22 protein-coding genes and 1 pseudogene are annotated in these 21,646 nt (G+C 60.3%); 13 read left to right on the top strand and 10 right to left on the bottom strand.

All coding sequences use genetic code 11. The features are described from left to right. Positions 1–11 precede the first annotated feature (11 nt). The gene (gene dhaL, locus AACZ26_RS03825; RefSeq protein ID WP_339619261.1) at positions 12–653 is read right to left on the bottom strand and encodes a dihydroxyacetone kinase subunit DhaL; all 642 of its coding nucleotides are present in this window, start codon (positions 651–653) and stop codon (positions 12–14) included. Positions 654–658: 5 nt separating this feature from the next. After that, positions 659–1,657: a dihydroxyacetone kinase subunit DhaK gene (dhaK, locus tag AACZ26_RS03820; RefSeq protein ID WP_339619260.1), complete on the bottom strand. Its 999-nt coding sequence runs from the start codon at positions 1,655–1,657 to the stop codon at positions 659–661. Between the two features lie 186 nt (positions 1,658–1,843). On the opposite strand from dhaK, the gene AACZ26_RS03815 reads away from it, so the two are divergent. Next, positions 1,844–2,617 (top strand): IclR family transcriptional regulator, encoded by a 774-nt coding sequence (locus AACZ26_RS03815; protein WP_339619259.1) that lies wholly within the window; start codon positions 1,844–1,846, stop codon positions 2,615–2,617. A gap of 77 nt (positions 2,618–2,694) precedes the next feature. Here the strand turns inward: AACZ26_RS03815 and AACZ26_RS03810 are convergent, their stop codons facing one another. Continuing rightward, positions 2,695–6,294, bottom strand: coding sequence for a S8 family serine peptidase (locus AACZ26_RS03810; RefSeq protein WP_339619258.1), 3,600 nt, complete (start codon positions 6,292–6,294; stop codon positions 2,695–2,697). A 293-nt stretch (positions 6,295–6,587) separates the two neighbouring features. On the opposite strand from AACZ26_RS03810, the gene AACZ26_RS03805 reads away from it, so the two are divergent. From AACZ26_RS03805 to AACZ26_RS03770, 8 genes are all read left to right on the top strand, one after another. Then, complete coding sequence (locus AACZ26_RS03805; RefSeq protein WP_339619257.1) at positions 6,588–7,181, top strand: SRPBCC family protein; 594 nt, start codon at positions 6,588–6,590, stop codon at positions 7,179–7,181. Continuing rightward, entirely contained in the window at positions 7,178–7,852 is a 675-nt protein-coding gene (locus AACZ26_RS03800; protein ID WP_339619255.1) for a DUF4166 domain-containing protein, read from the top strand. Before AACZ26_RS03805 ends, AACZ26_RS03800 begins: the two co-directional genes overlap by 4 nt. A gap of 74 nt (positions 7,853–7,926) precedes the next feature. Further along, the gene (locus tag AACZ26_RS03795; protein WP_339619254.1) at positions 7,927–8,532 is read left to right on the top strand and encodes an XRE family transcriptional regulator; all 606 of its coding nucleotides are present in this window, start codon (positions 7,927–7,929) and stop codon (positions 8,530–8,532) included. Continuing rightward, on the top strand, positions 8,525–9,244 hold the full coding sequence (locus tag AACZ26_RS03790) for a phenylalanine--tRNA ligase beta subunit-related protein (protein WP_339619253.1): 720 nt from the start codon (positions 8,525–8,527) through the stop codon (positions 9,242–9,244). The genes AACZ26_RS03795 and AACZ26_RS03790 overlap by 8 nt, the downstream gene beginning before the upstream one ends. Further along, entirely contained in the window at positions 9,241–10,122 is an 882-nt protein-coding gene (locus tag AACZ26_RS03785) for an EamA family transporter (protein WP_339619252.1), read from the top strand. The genes AACZ26_RS03790 and AACZ26_RS03785 overlap by 4 nt, the downstream gene beginning before the upstream one ends. A gap of 57 nt (positions 10,123–10,179) precedes the next feature. After that, entirely contained in the window at positions 10,180–10,551 is a 372-nt protein-coding gene (locus AACZ26_RS03780) for a sigma factor (RefSeq protein ID WP_339619250.1), read from the top strand. A 9-nt stretch (positions 10,552–10,560) separates the two neighbouring features. Next, complete coding sequence (locus AACZ26_RS03775; protein ID WP_339619249.1) at positions 10,561–10,761, top strand: sigma factor-like helix-turn-helix DNA-binding protein; 201 nt, start codon at positions 10,561–10,563, stop codon at positions 10,759–10,761. Next, on the top strand, positions 10,724–11,875 hold the full coding sequence (locus AACZ26_RS03770) for a CU044_5270 family protein (RefSeq protein ID WP_339619248.1): 1,152 nt from the start codon (positions 10,724–10,726) through the stop codon (positions 11,873–11,875). Before AACZ26_RS03775 ends, AACZ26_RS03770 begins: the two co-directional genes overlap by 38 nt. 265 nt (positions 11,876–12,140) lie before the next feature. Here the strand turns inward: AACZ26_RS03770 and AACZ26_RS03765 are convergent. Continuing rightward, a pseudogene (locus tag AACZ26_RS03765) lies at positions 12,141–12,386 on the bottom strand (succinate--CoA ligase subunit alpha); the annotation flags it as partial. Between the two features lie 451 nt (positions 12,387–12,837). Here AACZ26_RS03765 and AACZ26_RS03760 point away from each other — a divergent pair. Next, a complete protein-coding gene (locus tag AACZ26_RS03760; protein WP_339619247.1) occupies positions 12,838–12,969 on the top strand; it encodes a hypothetical protein in 132 nt (43 codons plus the stop codon). Positions 12,970–14,987: 2,018 nt separating this feature from the next. On the opposite strand, the gene AACZ26_RS03755 is transcribed toward AACZ26_RS03760, so the two are convergent. The 3 genes from AACZ26_RS03755 to AACZ26_RS03745 form a co-directional block, all read right to left on the bottom strand. Beyond that, a complete protein-coding gene (locus tag AACZ26_RS03755; RefSeq protein WP_339619246.1) occupies positions 14,988–15,536 on the bottom strand; it encodes a hypothetical protein in 549 nt (182 codons plus the stop codon). Between the two features lie 73 nt (positions 15,537–15,609). Further along, entirely contained in the window at positions 15,610–15,759 is a 150-nt protein-coding gene (locus AACZ26_RS03750) for a hypothetical protein (protein WP_339619244.1), read from the bottom strand. 47 nt (positions 15,760–15,806) lie between these two features. Then, positions 15,807–15,950 carry a hypothetical protein gene (locus AACZ26_RS03745; RefSeq protein WP_339619243.1) on the bottom strand — a complete coding sequence of 48 codons (144 nt, stop codon included), beginning with the start codon at positions 15,948–15,950 and terminating at the stop codon, positions 15,807–15,809. A 495-nt stretch (positions 15,951–16,445) separates the two neighbouring features. On the opposite strand from AACZ26_RS03745, the gene AACZ26_RS03740 reads away from it, so the two are divergent. Both AACZ26_RS03740 and AACZ26_RS03735 read left to right on the top strand, forming a co-directional pair. Continuing rightward, positions 16,446–16,748, top strand: coding sequence for a hypothetical protein (locus AACZ26_RS03740; protein ID WP_339619241.1), 303 nt, complete (start codon positions 16,446–16,448; stop codon positions 16,746–16,748). 21 nt (positions 16,749–16,769) lie between these two features. Further along, the gene (locus tag AACZ26_RS03735; protein WP_339619239.1) at positions 16,770–17,024 is read left to right on the top strand and encodes an EamA family transporter; all 255 of its coding nucleotides are present in this window, start codon (positions 16,770–16,772) and stop codon (positions 17,022–17,024) included. Positions 17,025–17,130: 106 nt separating this feature from the next. Here AACZ26_RS03735 and sucD read toward each other — a convergent pair whose 3' ends face one another. Both sucD and sucC read right to left on the bottom strand, forming a co-directional pair. Next, positions 17,131–18,018 (bottom strand): succinate--CoA ligase subunit alpha, encoded by an 888-nt coding sequence (sucD, locus tag AACZ26_RS03730; RefSeq protein ID WP_339619237.1) that lies wholly within the window; start codon positions 18,016–18,018, stop codon positions 17,131–17,133. 10 nt (positions 18,019–18,028) lie between these two features. Next, complete coding sequence (gene sucC / locus AACZ26_RS03725) at positions 18,029–19,198, bottom strand: ADP-forming succinate--CoA ligase subunit beta (protein ID WP_339619235.1); 1,170 nt, start codon at positions 19,196–19,198, stop codon at positions 18,029–18,031. A 189-nt stretch (positions 19,199–19,387) separates the two neighbouring features. Between sucC and AACZ26_RS03720 the strand changes: the two genes are divergently transcribed. After that, the gene (locus AACZ26_RS03720; RefSeq protein ID WP_339619234.1) at positions 19,388–20,161 is read left to right on the top strand and encodes an oxygenase MpaB family protein; all 774 of its coding nucleotides are present in this window, start codon (positions 19,388–19,390) and stop codon (positions 20,159–20,161) included. A gap of 28 nt (positions 20,162–20,189) precedes the next feature. Here the strand turns inward: AACZ26_RS03720 and AACZ26_RS03715 are convergent, their stop codons facing one another. Beyond that, positions 20,190–21,602, bottom strand: coding sequence for an RNB domain-containing ribonuclease (locus tag AACZ26_RS03715; RefSeq protein WP_339619233.1), 1,413 nt, complete (start codon positions 21,600–21,602; stop codon positions 20,190–20,192). Positions 21,603–21,646 lie beyond the last annotated feature (44 nt).

Here is a 21,646-nt window from a genome sequence, read left to right as displayed (position 1 = left end):
GCCAATCATGCTCAGCTCGCTACGGTCTCGGCGAGCGCTTGAAACAGCAGCGCGCTCGAGGTAGCGCCGGGGTCGAGGTGTCCGGCGCTGCGCTCGCCTAAGTAGCTTGCGCGTCCCTTACGGGCAACGAGGGGTTCGGTGGCGTCCCGCCCTTGTTCAGCCGCTTCGAGAGCCGCGGATGCCGCAGCCGCGAGGTCAGCGCCGTCAGCGATGGCCGCGTCCCACGCCTCCAACGCCGGGGAGATCGCGTCAAACATTGTCTTGTCACCCGCTTCGGCCTTGCCTCGCGCCACAACGCCCTCAAGCCCAGCGCGCAGTGCTGCTCCAAGAGCCGCTCCGTCAAGTTCGGTTACCGGGCCGGCATTGACTCCCATCCGCAAGAAAAGGGTGCCGTATAGCGGTCCACTTGCACCGCCGACGGACGTCACGAGAGTCATTCCGACTGACTTGAGCAGTTCGTCGGCGGCAGTCGCTGGCGCGGCACCGATTTTCTCGATGACGGCGCTCATGCCACGGGTCATGTTCGATCCGTGGTCAGCATCGCCGATGGCCGAATCGAGCTCGGTCAGGTAGCTCTGCTTCTCGGTCACGAGATCGCGGAACCGCGAGAGCCACGCGATCAGTTGGTCGAGAGTGATGGTGCTTGTGGCCATTGTTCTTAGACTCCCCAACGGAGCCCTGCGGTGTTCACCGGGGCATCCCATAGTTTCAACATTTCTTCATCAGCCTTGAGGATGGTGACCGAGCAGCCGGCCATGTCGAGGCTCGTGATGTAGTTACCGACGAGGTTGCGCGCAACCTCAACGCCGGCAGCCTTCAGCAGCTTCGCGACCTCGTTGTACATGATGTACAGCTCGATCTGCGGTGTTCCGCCCATTCCGTTCATCATGACGATCGCCGGCGCGCCCGCAAAGTCCAGGTCGGCAAGGATCGGGTCGACCAATTGCTTCGCGATCGAAGCGGCATCCGCCAGCTTCTCGCGGTGGCGACCGGGTTCGCCGTGGATGCCCACACCGATTTCCATCATGTCGTCTGGCAGGTCAAAGGTCGGCTTTCCTGCCGCGGGAACGGTGCAACTCGTGAGGGCCATGCCCATGGAGCGCCCAGAGTCATTGACGCGGTGCGCCAGTGCGGTAACGGCGGCGAGGTCTTGACCTTCTTCAGCCGCGGCTCCCACGATCTTTTCAAGCAATACGGTGAGGCCAACTCCGCGGCGACCTGCCGTGTAGAGCGAATCTTGAACCGCAACGTCGTCGTTGACGACGATCGAGGCCACTTTTACTCCGGTTTCAGCTTCCGCCATTTCAGCGGCCATCTCGAAGTTCATGACGTCGCCGGTGTAGTTCTTAACAATGTGCAGCACCCCGGCCCCGGAATCGGCAACCTTAGTGGCCTCTTGCATCTGGTCGGGGGTGGGCGACGTGAAGATCTCGCCAGCGCACGCAGCGTCGAGCATCCCGAGGCCGACGAATCCACCGTGGAGTGGTTCGTGGCCGGAGCCTCCGCCGGAGATCAGCGCGACCTTGCCAGCGCGAGTGGGCTCACCGCGGTAAATCACACGATTAACATGGTCGACCGTGAGCTCAGGATGGGCTGCGTCGATTCCGGCGAGCGCATCGGCGAGTACTGACTCGGGGGTGTTGATCAGTTTCTTCATGTCGTGGCCTTCTCTTCCTTGAGTGCCTCAGTGAGGTGTTGGTGAGTGTTGCGGGGCAAACTTTCCGAACACTATTCGGTAATGTCGAATATGCTACCTTCATCACATCTTGTCAAGCGCGCACGGTGCGCAGGTAAACACTCAGTACCGACATGATGAAAACCACCCCAATGACGAGGAACGGCGTTGATCCAATCCATAGATCGAGCAGCACAAGTGCTGTCATCACTGCAGGGCGCGCGCCACCTCGGCATCACTGAACTTGCCGGCCTCCTTGAACTGCCACCCTCGACCGTTCATGGCATCGTCAAGTCGCTCCAGGCCCACGGCCTGGTTGCGAAAGAGCCCAACGGCAAGCGTTACATGCTCGGCCCTGCGCTGCTGAAGCTGTCCAACGTCTACCTCGACACCCTCGACGTGCGCGCACGGGCCATGCGCTGGACTCAAGAACTCGCGCGGCGAACCGGGCTCGCCACCCGCCTCGGTGCCGAACTGTTCGATGAAGTCATCGTCATCCATCACAACAATCGGCCGGACGGCAGCGAACAAATGCCCGAAACCGGCCTCGCGATTCCCGTGCACGCCTCCGCCCTCGGCAAGATTTTGCTGACCTACAACGCGGATGCCGCAGACCAGCTTTTTGAGAGCCCCCTCCGCAGCCTCACCGGCGACACCATCACCGATCCTTCGAAGCTCATTCTGCAGTTTGCGCAGATAGCCGAGCGCGGCATCGCCACGGAGGAAGACGAGGCCGTTCTCGGCGAATCGTCGCTCGCTGCTCCCATTGCTGATCGCTATGGAAGTGTCATCGCTGCCGTCTCCGTCGTGATGCCATCGAGTGAGTGGCCACCAGAAGACAACGTGCTGAATGTGCTCAGGGAGACTGCTCGTAATATTTCGCGCGAGCTCGGCTGCATTTCTTGGCCGCCGCCCGTAGTGCGCCGACCTGCCGACGACTAACAAGCATGAACGGCTGGCCGCCCGTGGGGAGGCGACCAGCCGTTCATGTCGTGGGTTAGATTCTCAGCGAGTGTCGCCTAGAAGATGATCCAGATCCAGTCATTGCTGCTCGTCGAACCGGTCACAGTGTCACTCGAAGGAGTGAACTGCGCGCGCACTTGGTGCAGACCGCGATCGAGTTTCGGCAGCTTTACCGTCACCTTCCCGTTGTCTGATTCGTCGAGCGTGATGGTGTCGATCTTCTTGCCGTCAACCGTTATCTTCACCGTGCCCGATGCTGCGGCATCCTCGCCGGTAGCGACACGAATGGTGGCGTTGACGGTGTTCCACGAGAAGGCGACGTGCTTACTAAGCGACAGCTTCACGCTTGAGCTGTAATTGATGACAACAGCCTCTGACGTGGCGCTTGCGCTCGGCAGGTCTTTCTTGCTGGCGGTGACGACGACGGTAATCGCCTTGCCCTCGTCAGCGGGAGTGACCGTGTACTTGCGCTTGTCTGCACCAGCGATGTCGGTGCCGTCGGCCTGCCACTGGTAGCTGAACTTCAGCCCGTCGACATCCCACTCGCCGGGGTTGGCGGTGAGCTTTTTGCCGACTAGTGGTTTGCCCGAGATGCTCGGCAGTACGGTGTTCACGGGGGTTCCCGGCTGAACATCTTCTTGCGTCACAACCTCAATCGCGGTGGTTGCACCGGTGTCGCCGTAGCTGACGAGACCGAGGTAGCTCGTGAAGGGAGCGAGCCCCTCCCACGAAGCGGTGTAGCTGACTGCTTCACCTTGCACACCGTTCAGCACCGCGGGATCCAGCCCCAGCGGCTCCCCGGTACCGGGAACGACGGCGAAGGTTCGCACGTCGAAAGCGGTGGCAGGGTTGGCTGCGTAGACCGAAGCGATCACGAGGTAGTTACCCGGTGTTGGATCAACAAGGTTCACTCGTTCATCGGCAGCACCCGTGGCGGATTGCCAGCCAGCAACCGGAGCGCCATCTGCATTGAGCAGATACACGATGAGGTCGAGGTCAGCAGTGTCATCAATCGAATCGAGGTCGAAGCGCGCATACGTCGTGCCCTCCGGCACGGTTGCTGCGTACTGGAACTCATCTCCGGCAACGCCAGATCCCGAGTGCTCGGTTTCGGTTCCCGTGGGGTCTTCATAGAAGATGCCAGCGGTGAGGCCGGTCGAGCTCAGCGGGATCTCCCCGGTTCCACCGGGGGTGACCGTAACGTCAACGGCACCGTACGTTCCGGTTCCACTCGCTGTGGCCGGTGCCTCAATAGTGACGGGGCGCACTGCCACAGGGCTATGCACAACGGTGTCACCACTGGTCCACGTAAGGGCTCCAGTGGTGAACTCGTCGAGCGGAGCATCCGTTCGGCTAATCGTCACTTCGTAGCTCTGAGTTTCGCCTGCTGCGCCGAAGGTCAGCGTGGAAGGCGATACCGTGGCGTCGATGCCGGGAACCGAGATGGATGCCTCGAACGTGCCCGCCTGCGTGGAGGTCACGGTGCGAGTGATCGTCTCGGGTGCCGTCAATGAACCGATACCGATGGATGCCAGGTTGAGATTGCTGGGATCGATCGCTTCGACCGAGGGGTCGAGCACGTCGTAGCCAGCGCCCTCAATGTAGGACAGCCAGTCGCCGATGCCGTTCAGGTAGAGCAGTCCAGGTTCGAAGAACTTGCTCGGATCTACGTGACCGGAACCCTGCGTGAAGGGATCAGTGACGGGGTTTCCGTCGGCGTCTACGGTGTCGTACGCGGTTGTCATGAATGCCGACTTGATCTCGGCGGGGGTCGCGTTGGGTCGCTCGCCGAGGTAAAGCGCGGCAAGACCAGCAACGTGCGGCGACGACATCGAAGTGCCCGAGAGAAGCGCGAACGTCGGAGCAGCGCCTTCAGCATTAGCACTGGCGGCGAGGATACCTACACCGGGGGCCGATACGTCTGGCTTAATGATGTCGCTACCGTCAGCTTCAACAGGTCCGCGCGAAGAGAAGCCGGCGACTTGGGGCGTCGGTGGCTGGTACGCGGTGTCGTTGCCCGGCGTGAAGGTTGCCGTGGCACCATCGGTCGCTGCATAGGCAACGACCGCGTCGCGGTACTGAGCATCCAAGTGGATGGTCGGAATCACGTGAGTGTCGAGGTCGGTCGAACTCGGCGTGACGTTCACGAGAACGGAACCAATTCCACCGGCACGTGCAACTTCGGCCGACTTGTCGACGCGAGCGATCACTCCACGCTCACACACCACGATCTTTCCCTCAACAAGAGCAGGATCGAGAGTGTCGGCGAGGCACAGGTTGGGATCAACAGCACCCTCGAGTGCGACATCCGCAGCGTTGACGAGTGCGCCGGTCAGCGGTTCGGCAGCAGGGTCGAGGTCAACGGTGATCGATGCACCAGCGAATTCTTGGCCGTCACCGAGGGTGACTGTGGCTTCGTAGTTCGGGATGGTGCTGGCTGCAACAGTGGTGATCCACGGTGCAGCGTTGTCGAGCGTCGTGGCTCCCGGGCCGTCGTTTCCGGCGGAGGCTGCGACGAAAACGCCGGCAGCAGCAGCACCGAGGAAGGCCTGGTCGGTGGGCGAAACGGTGCTCGTTGCAGCGCCTCCACCGATCGAGTAGTTGATCACGTCGACACCGTCAGCGACAGCCTGGTCGATTGCAGCCAGAAGGTCAGTGGATGCACAGCCGTCGTCGGTGGTGACGGCGGGGTCTGGCCCACTCCAGCACACCTTGTAGGCAGCGATCTTAGCGGCGGGGGCAACTCCGGAGAAGTAGCCGAGGGCGTTGCCTCCGACAGTGGCGTCGACTTCGAGGTTTCCGGCTGCGGTGCTCGCGGTGTGCGACCCGTGGCCGTCACCGTCACGAGGCGAGACAAATTCTCCGACGCTAGCGTCACCGAGGTTGCCTGCACCGAATCCGTCGACAAAGTAACGGGCACCGATCACCTTGGTGGTGCAGTCGTCGGCAGCGAACTGCTCCCCTTCGGTGCACACGCCGGTAAAGGTTTGACCGTCTGACTTTTCGAAAACAATAGAGTCGCCATCGCGGTAGGGCGCTGCGCCAGGCGTTGCGCCGAGCGCGTCACCAGCGAAGGCGGGGTTCTCGGGAGCGAATCCGGTGTCGAGTACACCGACAACGATTCCTTCACCCGCAGTTTCAGCACCGCCAATGGATGCCCACAGTCCGTCTGCCCCTTCGAGGCCGAGGAACTCTGTTGACCGCTGCGCTGCTGTGATCTTCTTCAGCTCATCCGGAACAATCGAGGCAACCAGCTTGTTCGCCGAGAGCTCTGCTGCTTGGGCTGCCGTCAGGTCGGCCGCGAAGCCATTAGTCGCGAGCGTATAGGAGTACTCAATTTCAGCGCCGACGGATGCCGCAGCATCGTCTTGCTTCTCTTCCAAATACTCGGTGTAGTCCTGCACTACTTGGCGGCGAGGGTTCAATTGTTCGCCGTCTGGTGGGGTTGTCGCGTCGAAACCGCGCACTCCGCCGTCGTAGGTTGCTGCAGCCTGATCCACCATCGTGACGATGTAGCGCCCCGGAGTGAATTCAGTTTGGCCGCCGCCACCAATGGATGCTGGTGCAGCTGTGGCGCCGAGTGCGGCGCCCGTAACCAGGGAAGTGGCGACGAGTGTTGACGTTGCCACCACCGATATGACTCTTCGAATGCTCACGAATGTTCCTATTCTTCCGTGAATGGGACTTGCCTAATTGACGTGCACACGCTGATCTCGGCGTGTTCTCCAAGCTGGTGGTCGGGCACTCACCAAGAGCCACTATATGCGCGGTCTACCCCTTTACAGGGGGTACCCCAATGCCCATCGTTACCTTAACGTGACGTTTTGTCCGCTCTTTGGGGGACGCTCGAGTGGGCCCAGATTTCCTGCCGACTATCGACTGCGGCGAGCGCGCGCAACGCTCAAATCACTCTCCCCACAAGGGCCGCGCTCACCCCATACTGGAAAGCATGACTCGTTCGCCGATCTACGTCGAAATCGATATCACTGCCGACCTCGACACCGTGTGGCGTCTCACCCAAGAGACCGAGTCACACACTCGGTGGGATCTCCGTTTCAGCCGCATCATCCCGGCCGGAGCTCTCGAGGGCGGCGGTTACCGCTTTCGATACGAACGCCGGATGCCGTTCCACACGATCGTGGGAACGGGCACCACTCGAGGCGAGATCACGAGACCCGATGGCACTCGCACGTCCGCGCTCAGGTTCACCACGAGCGACCGGCTTTCCCCGCTCGGCAACGGCCGTGGATACTGGCGCTACGTGCCCATCCCCGGCGGCACGCGCTTCATCACCGGCTACGACTACGAACCGGCGTGGGGACACCTTCTCGACCGTCTCGTCATCCGCCCAGTGGTGGGCTGGCTGACTGCGTGGAGCTTCGACAGCCTGCGCTTGTGGGCCGAAAACGACATCGAACCCCACTCGCCACTGGCTTTCTGGAAACCAGGCCAACCTCGAGCTCGCCGGTGCCGCCGCACCCCGCGCCACGGCCGAGCGATGGATGAGGCCCCGGCCACCCTGTCTACGTTGGAGGCTCCGTGACCTCGATCTTTGCGAGCGTTCTCGGCGACGATTTCGATCGCCTGCACCCGATGCTTCAGAAGCGCTTTGGCGTCGGGATCGAGGCGGGCTACGGGGTCGTGGGCACGGGCACAATGTCGAGCATCCAACGCGGCCCATGGTGGACGGTGCCGTTTCTGTGGATCGGGTGGTTTCGCAACATCCTCACTCCAGACATCGGCGAAAACGTTCCCTTTCGCATCGAGAACTTTCCCTACCGCGACCCCTTCGGTCGCGAGACGGTCACGTTTGTGCGCGAATACTCTGTGCGCCGCAAACCCACCCGCTTCGACGCGACAATGTTGCTCAACACCGCTGGCGATCGCATTGTCGACTACTTGGGCACGCATCAGCACTTGGCCGTCGATCTCGATCTTGCGGTGACCGAGGATGGTTCACTGCAGTTAAGGTCGGATGCCCAACGCTTCTATGAGGGCCCACTCGCGTTCCGCTTCCCGATGCTCTTCAGTGGCCGCGCTGACCTCACCGAATCCTTCGATGATGAGACCAAAGAGTTCGTGATTGCCCTCGAAGTTCGCAACCGCTTCTGGGGGTTTCTCTTCGGTTATTCGGGCCGCTTCACGTGCGAGTTTCCCGACGCCGTCGATGCGCCCCAGCGGCTCAAGCCCGTTAGGCACGAGCTTCGCGAGTAGGGCAAAAGCGACATGCGCCGCTTCTTGCAATTTTGTGGCACCAAAGTGCACTGAAAGTGCACTATACTGCACCAATGGATGAGCCTATCGAAAGTCTTGCGCGTACGATTGGCGCACGAGTGAAGAACGAGCGCCAATCACGCAAGTGGACGCTCGATCAACTTGCCTCACACGCAGGGGTTAGCCGCCGCATGGTCGTCAATGTCGAGCAAGGCACGGCAAATCCCAGTGTGGGCACCCTGCTCCGCCTGAGCGAAACCCTCGGCGTGAGCCTGCCCGCCTTGGTGGAACCTCCCACAGCCAAGAAGGCGAAGCTTACGCGCGCAGGTGCTGGCGCTGCCCTCTGGACGGGCGAGAACGGCGGTCGAGGCATCCTGATGGCCTCCAGCAACACCCCCGAAGCCCTCGAGTTGTGGGAGTGGACTTTAATGCCGGGCGACTCACATTCGAGCGAAGCACACAGCGCTGGCACGCAAGAACTGCTACACGTGCTCGAAGGCGAAATCATGATGACTGTCGCGACCGAGACCTTCGTGCTCGGCGCCAAAGACTCGCTAGCATTCCCCGGCGACGAAGACCACACCTACAACAACAAAAGCCACGAGCCCACACGATTCGTCTTGACCGTACTGGAACCAGGCGTCGGCACATCGACCCGAACGGAGACCTCCCATGTCTAACGCTGAAGCTCACGAGACTTTCTTGAACTCCGCCACCGTTGACCCTGCCGTTTTCGAGCTGCGCCCCGACTACCGTGCGCTACTTCTCGTGATCGAGGGACTCGATGCTGCGCCCAGCAACACGGCCAGCGATGATCTCATCCACGCAGCTGAAGCTTACGCCCGTAGTCTGCTCGCCGATCGGCCTGTGGAGGAACTGCCTCACGTTGCAGTCTGGCGCGAGGCCTACCGGGCATTCGGAGCTAAGCCGCAGCGCACCCGCAACAGCCTCGAAGCACTCACCCGCCGAGCCGCCGAAGGCCTCCCCCGCGTGAACCCGCTCACCGACATCTACAACGCCATCTCCGTGCTGCACCAAGTGCCAGTGGGCGGCGAAGACCTCGCTCTCTACGCGGGACCGGCACGACTCGCTCGTGCTCTCGGCGACGAACCCTTCGAAGCTTTCGCCAACGGGGAAGCAATCGTGGACCACCCCAGCGCTGGCGAGGTCGTGTGGCGCGACGATGCCGGAGTGACGTGCCGCCGGTGGAACTGGCGTCAAGGCCCCCGCACGGCCCTCAGCGATGGCACCACCACGGGTTTCTTCATTTTCGATGCCCTCGAACCGATGACGGATGACGCCCTGCGCGCTGCTGGTGACGCCCTTGTTACCGCGCTCTCCGCCATCAATCCCGCCGTCTCTGTCTCGCAGCGCTTAGTGACCGCACAATGACCACGAGCACGCGCGAACCGCTTCCCGCGTGGTCGATGGCGGTTGCCGCCATGATGCTGATCCAACTGAGCTCAGCCTTTTCCGTTGGCCTCATCGAGCAAGTCGGCGCGGCGGGAACCGCGTGGCTGCGACTGGTATTCGGCGGCATCATCTTCTTGATGATCGCGCGCCCGCAGTTGCGTCGCATCCGTCGTAAAGACGTGGCGCCGATTCTCGGGCTGGGTGTCGCCACGGCAGTCATGTCGGTCGCCTTCCTTTCGGCATTGGAGCACATCCCGCTCGGCACCGCCGTGGCTATCGAGTTTTTGGGACCACTCGCGGTCGCCGCCATTCGAAGCGGTAGCGCTCGGATGCTTGCCTGGCCGGCCTTGGCGCTGGTCGGCGTTGTCCTGCTCACCGAACCGTGGGAGGGTGAAACGAACCTCATTGGCGTGGGTTTCGCGCTGCTCGCCGGAGTGGGCTGGGGCACCTACATATTGCTCACGCAACACGTCGGCGATCGCTTCACGGGCATCAGCTCGCTGTCGATGACCATCCCGATCGCCGCCCTCATGGCGACGTTCGTGGGAGCACCTCAGGTCATCCCCGACTTCGACTGGCGCGTACTGCCCATCGCGCTCGGCTTGGCTCTGCTCTCCCCCGTATTACCGTTCGGACTCGAGATGCTGGCGCTGCGCCGGATGACCCACACGGCGTTCGGAACGCTCATGGCGCTCGAGCCAGCCTTCGGAGTGCTCGTCGGCCTCATCGTGCTGCACCAGATTCCGTCATTCGTGCAGTGGATTGGTATCGGGCTCGTCGTGCTCGCGGGAGCCGGTGCTCAACGCAGCGGCACTCGCACGCCCGCGCCCGAACTCGACCCTGCGCCGCATGCCTAATCACCCCCGCGCATCATTATTCGTGAACCCAAATGAGACGGGCGAAGAATACTAAGTATGAACAACGACAGCGGCGTGATCGAGCGCTCTTTGCGCGACCCTGCCGCCTTCGGTGAACTATTTCACCGGTACGCGGCTTCGCTCCATCGCTATGTTGCCCGGCGTGCTGGGGAGTCCTTGGCGGATGATGTCACGAGCGAAACGTTCCTGATCGCGTTCGAACGCCGAACGGCTTTCGACCTCGGTCGTCAGGATGCGCGCCCCTGGCTTTTTGGGATCGCGACGAATCTCATCCACCGCCACCGAATCGCCGAAGCTCGCACGCTCAAGAGCCTTGAGCGAGCTGCCGCGGAACCGGAATACGACAACAGCCCCAGCGTCGATGAGTTCGTCGATGCTCAGCGGGAAGTGAAGAAAATGGCACGGTGACTGCGACGGATGTCGAGTGCCGACCGCGATTGTCTTCTGCTTTTCGCGTGGGGCGATTTCACCTATAAACAAATCGCACAGAGCCTCGACATCCCGATCGGCACTGTGCGCTCACGAATGAATCGAGCTCGCCGCATTTTGCGCACCGAGCCGCTATCGGAGGAGGTACATCATGGACAAACTCACTTTGCTTCGGACTCTGCGCAATGACGTCGCAGAACCCGGCGCTGAACAACTCGCGCCGTCTCTCGACAAACTAGAGCGCGCTTTTCACTCCACACACGCGCAATCACCTGCGCAAGAAGCAGCCGTGATATCGACCTCGGCTGCTCACACAAATAGCTCCGCTGCACGGCGGCGCTTTGGATTCGCCGGCATCAGCGTCGCGGCAGCATTCGCGCTGGTCGGCGTGCTTGTGGCATCGAACGTGCTCGGGCTAGGAGGCTGGCGCGGTGGAGCAGACCCCGCTGCTGCTGCGATTCTGGAGCGCGCCGCAACCGCAGCTCTCACGTTCTCGGATGCCCCGCTCAGTGAGGGGCAATACCTCCGTGTTTCCAGCCAAAACGTGCACATCACCGACGGGCAAGAAAACAACGGGCCCATCATCACGTACCGGATAAACGAGTCAAGTCAGCTCTATGTTCCTGCCGACCGCACTGACGATTGGGTGTGGGTGCGCAATCCGATCCAGCTCGTCGACGTACTAACCCCCGGTGGCGAGGTCTTCGCGGAGCGGCGTCACCCCACAACCACCGCGGACACGCTCTCGCAACTGTTGCGTGCTCCTGACGGTGCATTTTATGGAAGCTCGAAGGACAGCACTTGGGGAAGCTTCGATGACATGCCCCGAGACCCCTACCTGCTTCTCAACTACATCTACCGAGTGACGCTGGGGGCTGGACCGTCGCCCGACGGCGAAGCTCTAGTCTTCATCGCCGACACCCTTCGTCAAGGGACGGCGCCGGCTGATCTCCGCGCTGCTCTGCTGCGCGCCGCCACGATGATCCCTGGTGTCACCATCACCGATAACGAAGCCACGCTCGACGGGTCGACGGGAACAGCGATTGGCCGGGTCGAGACCAACAATGCGAAGCGTGTGGAAATCATTATCGATCCCACCTCGGGCAGGCTGATTGGCGAACGGGAAGTCGCGGTAGTCGACATTCCAGAATCGGATGTTGTAGCGGGCGACATCTTAAGTTGGTCAAGCGTAGAAACGGCAGTCGTTGACGCTGCCCCTGCCGGTGGCACTCCAGATGGTGTGACCTGCGTGTTTGATCCGCGACCGGAAAGTTTCGGTTGCGCGACGGCAGGCAGCAACTAATGGCTCAGCGTATCGATCCGGGTGAGGCCCAGCGCTCATGACGGTCGATCCCGCCGCAATTCAGCTGCCACCGTGCCAGAGCATCATGATCGCCGAACCGCAGCAGACAATACCCTCGGGTACTCAACAACGCGAATGCTCGTCTAATGATGCCTAGTTGCTGGCAGCGCCATCTCGCCCACGTCCGCTAACGAAAGAAGCGCCGCCGTCCAGTGGACGGCGGCGCTTCTGCGTAACAAGAATTACTTGCTACAGCGTCTGAAAACTACAGAGTTTCGAGAATTTCGCGCATGAGCTTCGCGGCTTCAGACGGCGTCTTGCCGACCTTCACCCCAGCTGCTTCGAGAGCTTCTTGCTTGGCCTGAGCAGTTCCGGCTGAGCCGGAAACGATCGCGCCAGCGTGACCCATGGTCTTACCCTCTGGTGCAGTGAAACCTGCGACGTAGCCGACAACGGGCTTCGTGACGTGAGCCTTGATGTAGTCAGCGGCACGCTCTTCGGCGTCTCCACCTCCATCACGAAGCGTTCCATCACACCATCGGTGTAGCCGGCTGCCGCTTCGGCTCCTGCAGAGGCAGTCATGTGCGAGTCGCAGGTGCCGCCAAATGCGTAGTCAAGAGCTTGCCGGACGCCCTGAGAAGCGACCCCTCGCTTCCATCTGGCTATCCCTCCGCGCATGCGTCAGGAATACCTCACACTCAATAGTGCCTGCGTGCATTACATTATCTTTCTCTCCTAATCGTTACCCGTATCGGTTACTCCTCCTCTCGTAGAGAGCATGTTTCATCGTGCATCCTGCACGTCCTTCTCTCTCCTGCTCCGACATCGCCATCGTCGGGGCAGGAGATGCTGTCGCCAGCACAGCGTCTCCAAGCGTGCTGAAAACCGCAAACGTGACAGGGGCACACAGTCAGACCGGAACAAAACGGGGATTGGTCTGTGAGCGACGTGAGACTTTAGAGATGTCACGCGCACCGGCCGTGGGTAACTTCGACTACGACCACACGAAAGCCATCCGCCGACGCGGATCAGTGGCGTGGCAAAAAATGAGTTGGGCCACCGACACGGATGACGAAGAGCGGCTGAACATGTGAACGCGTCAGCAGCGCCGACGTGGCATCTTGAGCCCCGACACCCTAAGCGTGCGGTAAGACGCGCACGCTTCCGATAACAGTCGTTCCGGAGCGACAATCAAAAACGTCGAAGACACAAGGTTTCGGCAGCGATCGCGTAAACCGCAGTTTTACCCCCCATACGACCATGTTTTGGCCACTCGTGTGCTGGTGGTCAAAAATGATCGTTTCTGGTTGGTGTCAGAGAGTTCCGCGATGATGAGGAGCCCACGAACGGAAGGACGAGGCAGTTCATCACGCTCCCTGAGGTGGCTGCGGTGCTATCGATCCTCATCAGCGTCGCTAATGCTGTGATTCTCATCACGCTTGCGGCTTAAATCGGCCGGAACGATCGTTTATGGGTCGGTCAGGTTACAGCCTGATCGTGCCGTCACCCCGCTGAGGTACTGCGGCTTTACGCCGTTGGCCTTTGCTTCTTATTGCGCCTATTAGAGCTACATCGAGAATGACATCCTCTTGCTGATTCGTGCGGACTAGCGGCTCGGCACACGCGATGGCAGGTTCAACATTGTTGCAGTTTCCCTGAGCAAATATCTGATGATGAAACAGGCAACGGGGTGCTGGCAAAGAAGGTCGGCGTTTACAATGACCGCAGCAGAACTCTCAACGATGACCAGACAACGGAGGTCGCGAGGCGTGCGGCTGCAGGGGAAACAAAAGCACCACTTGCTCGGGAGTTCAGCACAAGTCTTCAAACGATCTACGAGTACCTTCCGCCAAGCTCGCGATAGAACGCATCGTTGGACTAGTCCGGGTCGTTTATCGGTCGCGGTTTCGCAACCCGGATAAGAGCGGCAACCTGGGCGCTGCACGCCTCCTAGAAGGAGCAGTAGGAATCCGACCGAAAATTCTCTCACCTTCCATGAGAATGTGGCTTTCTACCCGGACCATAATGACGGACAGCATGAGATCATTTGAGACCCTTTGATGGCCTGCCGTGATGCTCAGATGCCTTCGTAGCCTTCCTCAGAAAGGAAGGCTACGAAGATGTATGATTAGGAGCGACTAGGGGGGGCGATGAAGACCGTAACTGTTATAGCCGTGCTATTCACAGTAGCGCTCGTTATCTCACTCGCGGCTTTGCTCTTTTTCAGCTTTCGAACACCTGCCGGAGAGATCAATTGCTACACCCCCGACAACTCGGACTTCGATACTCCGATTTGTCCTTGAGCTTTAATAGTCCGTGATTGTCATCAGTCTTACTCCTCGATCTATAGCGGACATCGCTGGGTAAATAGGCGAAATTAATGCCGTGCCCGAGCACAGCCTGTTTTCATATTGAAGACCAGAACACGCATAGCTTCCATTCCGGATTCCGGATATGATCCCAGTTGCATACACGCCGTTGGTATTAGGACTCTGAAAATTGAAGGCTGGCCCGCCGCTGTCTCCTTGGCCGACAGGAATAAGGTTCGCTGAGTTCACTGTCTCAACCAGAGGTCCGATACCAGACGGTGCACCTCCCCCGTAGTTCACGTAAACATTAATGTCTGTAATCGTGTTGTAACAGAAGGTCCCACTGTAAGATCCGGAAAAGCACCAGGCTCCTCCAACAACCGGGACCTGACCGTCGACGACAATCCAGCGAGTCCCGGAATTGTAAGCCCCCAAGAACATTTGCGGGTAGTAGAAACGGAGGCTATCTGAGACGCCCGACTGAGCGGGGTCGTTCACCATAAGCGCAACGTCCTTGTACCGCGCAACATATTGGGAAGACTTATTACCGAAAAAATTGTTACTGACGGTGGTCCAGGCTCCGGGTCCATATGCACCGCAATGGTTGGCGAACATCATTCCCTGAGATTTGACTACGTCAGGGGCAGGTTCGCCGATCTGAACGCTAAAGCCGCTTGTACAACCGCCGCCCCCTCTTTTGATCCGCCCGCCGCTTGCGTACGGTGCCACCTGACTGACTCGATTATTAGTAGTTTGGACTTCACCCGTCGATACAAAATTGACGGGAAAAGACGCACTAGCCCCTAACGGTCGCTAGTGGATTCGCGTGGAGTAACGTTGCGAGCTTCGCCATTAGCGCTTGCAAGAGCGACTTCAATGCCGGTCCCATCATGCAACGCTGTCACGGACGTAACCTCGGGCCAGGTTTTAGCGAGGCTTTCAGCCATCTCTTGTGCTGCTGCGTTGAGGTCCATTCCGGAGTAGACCATCGGCCGAACTTGGACTGGCAATGAAACTTTCCGGGAAGTCTCTGCCAAGAGCCGGATGGCCTCTTCTGGCAACGAGCCATTCCACCAGACAAGCACCTCTCTTGTTTCCTTTACCCACTCAACAGGACCGTAGCCTCTAGTGTTTCCGTACTCGTTCCAGAGGGCGTTGGCTAGCTCAAATACTTCCGGTGGAGTATCCTCATTGAAGTTTTTCCACTCCGACGGCGACCCTGATCCCTCTACAATCCCGGTCTTCTCGAATTCTTGGAGGATTGACTCCATCTTTTCTCGATTAACCTCTGCTTTTAGCGGATCGCTCTCCACCACCTTTGAATCTCCGTCGTCGACTTCAGATGATGCCATCGCGACACTTGGCGTCATCACAGCCAGAAGTACCAGAGTGGCACTCCCCCGCTGTTGCCACTTGCTCCCCACCTCATGTGCCGGTCACCATTCGGAATACTTCGATTGCTGCGGCGTGAACGTTACCTCCGTGTGCGTGGATCTCTTTCTCGAACGTGTTGATCGCGAGCTCAAGGTTTTCTTCCTCAGCACTGATCGGCTCGGGGCCGAAGTCGTCTTGCATGTCCCTTGGTGCTCTCTCTACTGCCGGATCCGAAACTTGTTCTGGCTTTACTGGCAGCTGTCGCACTGGGTTTCGTCTGCTGGATCGACCGGCACGATGTATTCATCTGCTGCCGCGATGGTGTGACCTGGTGTGGCTGTTCCGTCTAGCTCAACGTGGCAAGTCTGGGCAATGATTGTGATGTTTTCCATGTTCTTCTTCTCTTCCATATATTTTTTGCCAAAACGGCACTTAGTGCCGATGGGAGGAGAAGCGCAACACAACCCGTAGGGCTGCGGGGCGAAGAATTTTGGCGCGAAATAAGGGAGCTTGCGACCGCGCGCCAAAAATCTTCGGAGGAGCTGACGGCAGAATGCCGTTTGTGTTTCGTGAAGCCGACCGTACAATCGCTCGCAGAGCGCTTTGGCAAAAATGTGAGCGCCAGCTCACCGGCGGAACTGCGGCGCTACGCCGTCGATTGATACTTGCTGTGGCGTCTATTTGAGGTACACCCTAAACAGGCGTCAAGGTGAGCCGCCGCTCGCCCAGCAAGTACATGTCAATCTTAGGCCCTCAATCCCTTTTCTCGACACACGATCAGCAGGGCCTTAGAGTTGCCTTGACATTATTGGCGCGAGGATCCGTGACTCAGACGTTTGGCTACATCCAAGTCAGTACTTTGGGCCAGCACGCGACCCGTTAGCTCGATGGCCGCCGTCCTGCTCTCCGCAAAGGGTGCGTTCACGGAATTGGAAAGAGCACTCATTCGTAAACGACAGCACGAGGGCATCTCCTTTCCCAAGAAAGACGGCGTTTACAAAGGTCGAAGCCGCGCGCTCAATGATGATCAAGCAGCCGAGGTGGCGAGGCGTGCTGCAACAGGAGAGGCGAAAGCAGCAGTAAATAGATACGTGAGTGCTCTACCGGCCCAGTCGATGACCATTCCCATCGCCTCGATCATGGCAACCTTCGTTGGAGCACCTCAGGTCTTGGCAGACTTCGACTTGTGAATTCTGCCGCTTGCGCTCGGCTTGGCGCTGCTCTCCCCCGTGCTGCCCTTCGGGCTCGAGATGATGGCGCTGCGCCGGATGACCCACACTGCATTCGGAACACTCATGGCACTCGAGCCGGCCTTCGGAGTGTTCGTCGGCCTGATCGTGCTACACCAGATTCCTTCATTCGTGCAGTGGATCGGCATCGGCCTCGTGGTGCTCGCGGGCGCCGGAGCCCAGCGCAGCGGCACTCGCACGCCCGCGCCCGAACTCGATCCCGCGCCGCACGCCTAGCGCGAGCGGTTCGCGGTAGCCCGATCGCATCAGTTCTGGATCACTTAACCGACAAGCGCCGCTCGTCACGAGGACGAGCGGCGCTTGGAGTAGCGAGAAGTACTGACTACAGAGTTGCGAGAATTTCGCGCATGAGCTTGGCAGCTTCAGACGGCGTCTTGCCGACCTTCACACCAGCAGCTTCAAGAGCTTCCTTCTTGGCCTGAGCGGTTCCGGCAGAGCCAGAAACGATCGCACCAGCGTGACCCATGGTCTTACCCTCGGGAGCCGTGAAGCCAGCAACGTAACCCACAACGGGCTTCGTGACGTGAGCCTTGATGTAGTCAGCGGCGCGCTCTTCAGCATCTCCACCGATTTCACCAATCATGACGATCGCCTTAGTCTCGGGGTCCGCCTCGAACGCTTCAAGAGCGTCGATGTGTGTCGTGCCGATGATGGGGTCGCCACCGATACCGATTGCGGTCGAGAATCCGAGGTCGCGCAGTTCGTACATCATTTGGTACGTGAGCGTTCCCGACTTGGAGACGAGACCGATCGGGCCCTTGCCGGTAATGTTCGCGGGCGTGATGCCAACGAGTGCTTCACCCGGTGTGATGATGCCTGGACAGTTCGGCCCGATGATGCGGGTCTTGTTGCCCTTATTCTGCGCGTACGCCCAGAACTCGGCCGAGTCACCGACGGGAACACCCTCGGTGATGATGACGAGCAACGGCATTTCGGCGTCGATTGCTTCGATGACAGCATCCTTGGTGAAAGCCGGAGGAACAAACGCGATCGAAACATCCGCTCCCGTCTTTTCCATTGCTTCAGCAACGGTGCCGAACACGGGCAGCTCGACATCGCCGTGAAGAACCGTGGTGCCGGCCTTACGGGCGTTGACGCCGCCAACAACCTGGGTGCCCGCCGCGAGCATGAGAGCGGTGTGCTTGGTGCCCTCACCGCCGGTGATGCCCTGAACGATGACCTTCGAATCCTTGTTGAGGAAAATTGACATGCTCGGTTCCTTACTTCGCGGCGTTGGCGAGTTCGGCAGCCTTATCGGCGCCCTCGTCCATAGTGGCGGCTAGCGTCACGAGGGGGTGGTTCGCTTCAGCGAGAATCGCGCGACCCTCCTCGACCTTGTTGCCGTCGAGACGAACAACCAGTGGCTTGTTGGCGGCGCTGCCGAGTTCGGCGAGCGCACCCACAATTCCCTTGGCAACAGCGTCGCAGGCGGTGATTCCACCGAAGACATTCACGAACACACTCTTGACCTGAGGGTCGTTGAGAATAACGTCGAGTCCGGCGGCCATGACCTCTGCGGATGCTCCACCCCCAATGTCGAGGAAGTTGGCGGGTTTCACGTTGCCGTGGTTTTCGCCAGCGTAGGCAACAACATCCAGCGTCGACATGACGAGGCCAGCACCGTTACCGATGACACCAACTTCACCATCGAGCTTGACGTAGTTGAGGTCGTTGGCCTTAGCCTTTGCCTCGAGCGGGTCAGCGGCAGCAGCGTCTTCGAGCTCTGCGTGCTTGGGGTGACGGAACTCGGCGTTCTCGTCGAGCGATACCTTGCCATCGAGAGCCAGAATCTGGCCATGTTCGGTGAGCACGAGTGGGTTGACCTCAACGAGCGTTGCGTCTTCGCCCTTGTAGACGTCATAGAGCTTCACGAAGACGGGAGCAACCTTGTCGACGAGCTCTGCCGGGAAGTTGGCAGCCTTCGCGATCTCGGTGGCCTTAGCGAGGTCGATACCCTGCATGGGGTTGATCTCGATCTTGGCGAGAGCCTCGGGGCGCTCAACAGCAAGAACCTCGATCTCCACGCCGCCCTCGACGCTGCACAGCGAAAGGTAGGAGCGGTTTGCTCGGTCGAGCAACACGGAGAAGTAGAACTCCTGCGCGATGCGAGCACCGGCAGCAATCATTACTCGCTTGACCGTGTGGCCGTTGATGTCGAGACCAAGGATCTGCTCGGCTGCGGCGAATGCGTCATCGGCGTTGTGAACGACCTTGACACCACCCGCTTTGCCGCGACCGCCGGTCTTGACCTGGGCCTTGACGACAACGGTTCCACCGATTTTCTCGGCTGCTGCTTTGGCTTCTTCTGGGGTGTCGGCAATTAGGCCGGCAAGTACTGGTACGCCATAAGACTCAAATACGTCTCTGGCCTGGTACTCATATAGATCCACGCTGCTCATTCCAATCCGCGCGTAATGGTGAGTGGGGAAGGCGGCGAATCGGTGCCAAATTGGTCGGCTCCATGAGTCGCACGCCAATAGAAAACCTTACCGTGCCTAGCGTTGAGTGTTTTCCGATAGCGGGCTGTAGAGAGCGAAAGATCGGGAAATCTTGTGGCTCAGCGCTCCTAAACTGGGTGCGTGCCCGCATCCGACCCCCTCAGAATTGCGGATGTCTCTGCCGACGTTGCGCTGTTAGCGGGCGGCGGCGCGGCCATTCTGTTGCAAATCGCGCACCCTGCAGTGGGTCAGGCGGTCGCTGAGCACAGTGACTTTGCGCGGCGCCCCTTGGATCGTTTGAACGGCACCCTCACCTACCTCTACGTCACCGTTTATGGCACACCGGCTGAGGCTGCCGAGGTTGCTCGGCGGGTGGGCGCGGCTCATCGTCCGGTGCGCGCGGAAGGTTATGACGCCCGGGATCCGCAACTGCAGTTGTGGGTGGCTGCGACGCTTTACGACACAGCGATGCGGGTGCGCGAACTTGTCTTTGGCCCGCTGCGCGAGGTCGATGCCGAAGCTCTGCTCAGCGACTATGCGGTGATCGCGACGGCGCTGGGCGTTCCGCGTGCGCTGTGGCCGTCCGACCGTGCGGCGTTCGCGGCCTACTGGAACGAGAGCGTGGCTTCGTTGAGCGTCACGGACGCGAGCCGAGGAGTTGCCCAGCAGTTGCTTCATCCGACCGGCGGGCCCTCGTGGTTGCGCGCAGTAATGCCGCTCGTTCGAGTTCTCACGGCCGGTCTTCTGCGCCCGGAACTCCGCGAGGCGTATGCCCTCCCCCACCACCAGAAACGCTTCGATCGGATCATGCGGATCACTCGCGCGATCTACCCCCGCTTGCCTCGGTGGCTGCGTTTCGCGACTCAGCGCCGATATCTGGCGGCGTTCCGGCGCTCGCTGGCGGACGGCAGCTAGAGCCGCAAGCCGCGAGCAGCCGCCACCGCTAGACGAGCTCGAATTCGATCGATCCTGTCGCGATGTTTGCGGAAATCAGCCGAACGCGCACGGTGTCTCCCGCCGACACAGTTCCCGAAACGTGGGCCGTAATGACAGGTTCGGCAATCTGGATGACGCCACCGTCGCCGCGCTGCGACACCACGGCGGCCTCGAACTCGTCACCCAGTCGCGGCCTCAACAGTGCCGCTTCAATGGCATCGACCGAGGCGCGCTCGAATTGCGACGCTAGTTGACTCGTGCGGCCCATGATTTTCGGCAATTCCGGCAGAGCGTCACGCACCCACTTGGGCACGTCTCTACCGGCAACAAGTGCTTCGCACGCTACGAGCACGAAGCGGTCGACGAGTCGACGCAGCGGAGCTGTTGCATGAGCGTAGGGCGCTGCAACAGCCGCTTGAATAGTGTCTTCGGGCAGCTCACCGTCAAAGGGTGTGTAGCCAGCACCTCGGAACAACGACGTTGCTGCGTGAGTTGCCGCGAGCGCGCGCGGGTCGGTGTGGTCGAGAGTGCGCAAGTACTCGCCATAGTTCTGGTTCTCGGGCCACGGGCATCCAAGGCTCGCCACTTGACGGCGGAACTGCTCGAGCGTCTCCTCGTCGGGCGCCGGCATCGTGCGCAGAATGCCGACTTTGCCGTCGAGCATGATGCGAGCGGCTTCCATGCCCGTCATGAGCGAGACGTGCGCGTTGTATTCCTCGATGGGCAAGTTCGCGCGACGCTCAATTACATAGTGGCCGTCGACAACGGAAACTTCTTCGTCGGGGCGATTGAGGCTAGCCCCGCCGCGCTGGCGTTCGAGCTCGGTGCGCAAGCGCCCGAACTCAGGCAGCAGCGAGAGGGATTCGTCCGCGTAGCCCTTGTCGAGCAGCTCTTGAACTTCGAGGTAGTTGTACTGGCGACGGTTACGCACTTGAGCGCGAACGAGAGTTGTCGCGATCACCGCGCCCGCGGCATCCAGATCGAAGGTCCACACAAAAGCGGGTCGAGTCGCGCCCGCGAGAAGCGACGCGGCATCTTCACTGATGACCGTCGGATGCAGCGGCACGCGGCCATCGGGACCGTAGAGAGTTTGACCACGCTTGCGAGCCTCAGCATCAACCGCGGACCCCGGGAGTACAAAAGCCGGAACTTCGGCGATGGCGTACATCACTCGAAGGGTTTCTCCCGTGCGTTCGAGATAGAGCGCCTGGTCGAGGTCTGTCGCGTCCTCGGGATCAATTGTGACGAAAGGGATGCCCGTGAGATCGAGTTCAGGAGGCTCGAACGCGGCCACCGCAGCATCGGCCGCTTCCTCCACCTCTGCGCTGAACTCCGTCGGCAGGTCGAGATCGACCCGCACTGCCGCGAGTGCTTTCGCTAGCTCGTCGTCAGTATCGAGCGGGCGAAGGCGAGGCACCACGAGCCGGGGTTCGCCGTGATGCGGCGCTCCCGAGTGCGGTGACC

It is taken from the genome of uncultured Salinibacterium sp., assembly GCF_963974405.1.
Classification (GTDB): domain Bacteria; phylum Actinomycetota; class Actinomycetes; order Actinomycetales; family Microbacteriaceae; genus Rhodoglobus.
Note: the sequence above shows the minus strand (reverse complement) of the source record. Positions and strands in the feature narration are given on the sequence as shown.

Excerpts from the sequence above, each read along its gene's own strand:
- dhaL (WP_339619261.1), bottom strand. The coding sequence starts at position 653 with ATGGCCACAAGCACCATCACTCTCGACCAACTGATCGCGTGGCTCTCG.
- dhaK (WP_339619260.1), bottom strand. The coding sequence starts at position 1,657 with ATGAAGAAACTGATCAACACCCCCGAGTCAGTACTCGCCGATGCGCTC.
- AACZ26_RS03805 (WP_339619257.1), top strand. The coding sequence starts at position 6,588 with ATGACTCGTTCGCCGATCTACGTCGAAATCGATATCACTGCCGACCTC.
- AACZ26_RS03795 (WP_339619254.1), top strand. The coding sequence starts at position 7,927 with ATGGATGAGCCTATCGAAAGTCTTGCGCGTACGATTGGCGCACGAGTG.
- AACZ26_RS03790 (WP_339619253.1), top strand. The coding sequence starts at position 8,525 with ATGTCTAACGCTGAAGCTCACGAGACTTTCTTGAACTCCGCCACCGTT.
- AACZ26_RS03785 (WP_339619252.1), top strand. The coding sequence starts at position 9,241 with ATGACCACGAGCACGCGCGAACCGCTTCCCGCGTGGTCGATGGCGGTT.
- AACZ26_RS03780 (WP_339619250.1), top strand. The coding sequence starts at position 10,180 with ATGAACAACGACAGCGGCGTGATCGAGCGCTCTTTGCGCGACCCTGCC.
- AACZ26_RS03775 (WP_339619249.1), top strand. The coding sequence starts at position 10,561 with ATGTCGAGTGCCGACCGCGATTGTCTTCTGCTTTTCGCGTGGGGCGAT.
- AACZ26_RS03770 (WP_339619248.1), top strand. The coding sequence starts at position 10,724 with ATGGACAAACTCACTTTGCTTCGGACTCTGCGCAATGACGTCGCAGAA.
- AACZ26_RS03760 (WP_339619247.1), top strand. The coding sequence starts at position 12,838 with ATGTCACGCGCACCGGCCGTGGGTAACTTCGACTACGACCACACGAAA.
- AACZ26_RS03755 (WP_339619246.1), bottom strand. The coding sequence starts at position 15,536 with ATGGCATCATCTGAAGTCGACGACGGAGATTCAAAGGTGGTGGAGAGC.
- AACZ26_RS03750 (WP_339619244.1), bottom strand. The coding sequence starts at position 15,759 with ATGCAAGACGACTTCGGCCCCGAGCCGATCAGTGCTGAGGAAGAAAAC.
- AACZ26_RS03745 (WP_339619243.1), bottom strand. The coding sequence starts at position 15,950 with ATGGAAAACATCACAATCATTGCCCAGACTTGCCACGTTGAGCTAGAC.
- AACZ26_RS03740 (WP_339619241.1), top strand. The coding sequence starts at position 16,446 with ATGGCCGCCGTCCTGCTCTCCGCAAAGGGTGCGTTCACGGAATTGGAA.
- sucD (WP_339619237.1), bottom strand. The coding sequence starts at position 18,018 with ATGTCAATTTTCCTCAACAAGGATTCGAAGGTCATCGTTCAGGGCATC.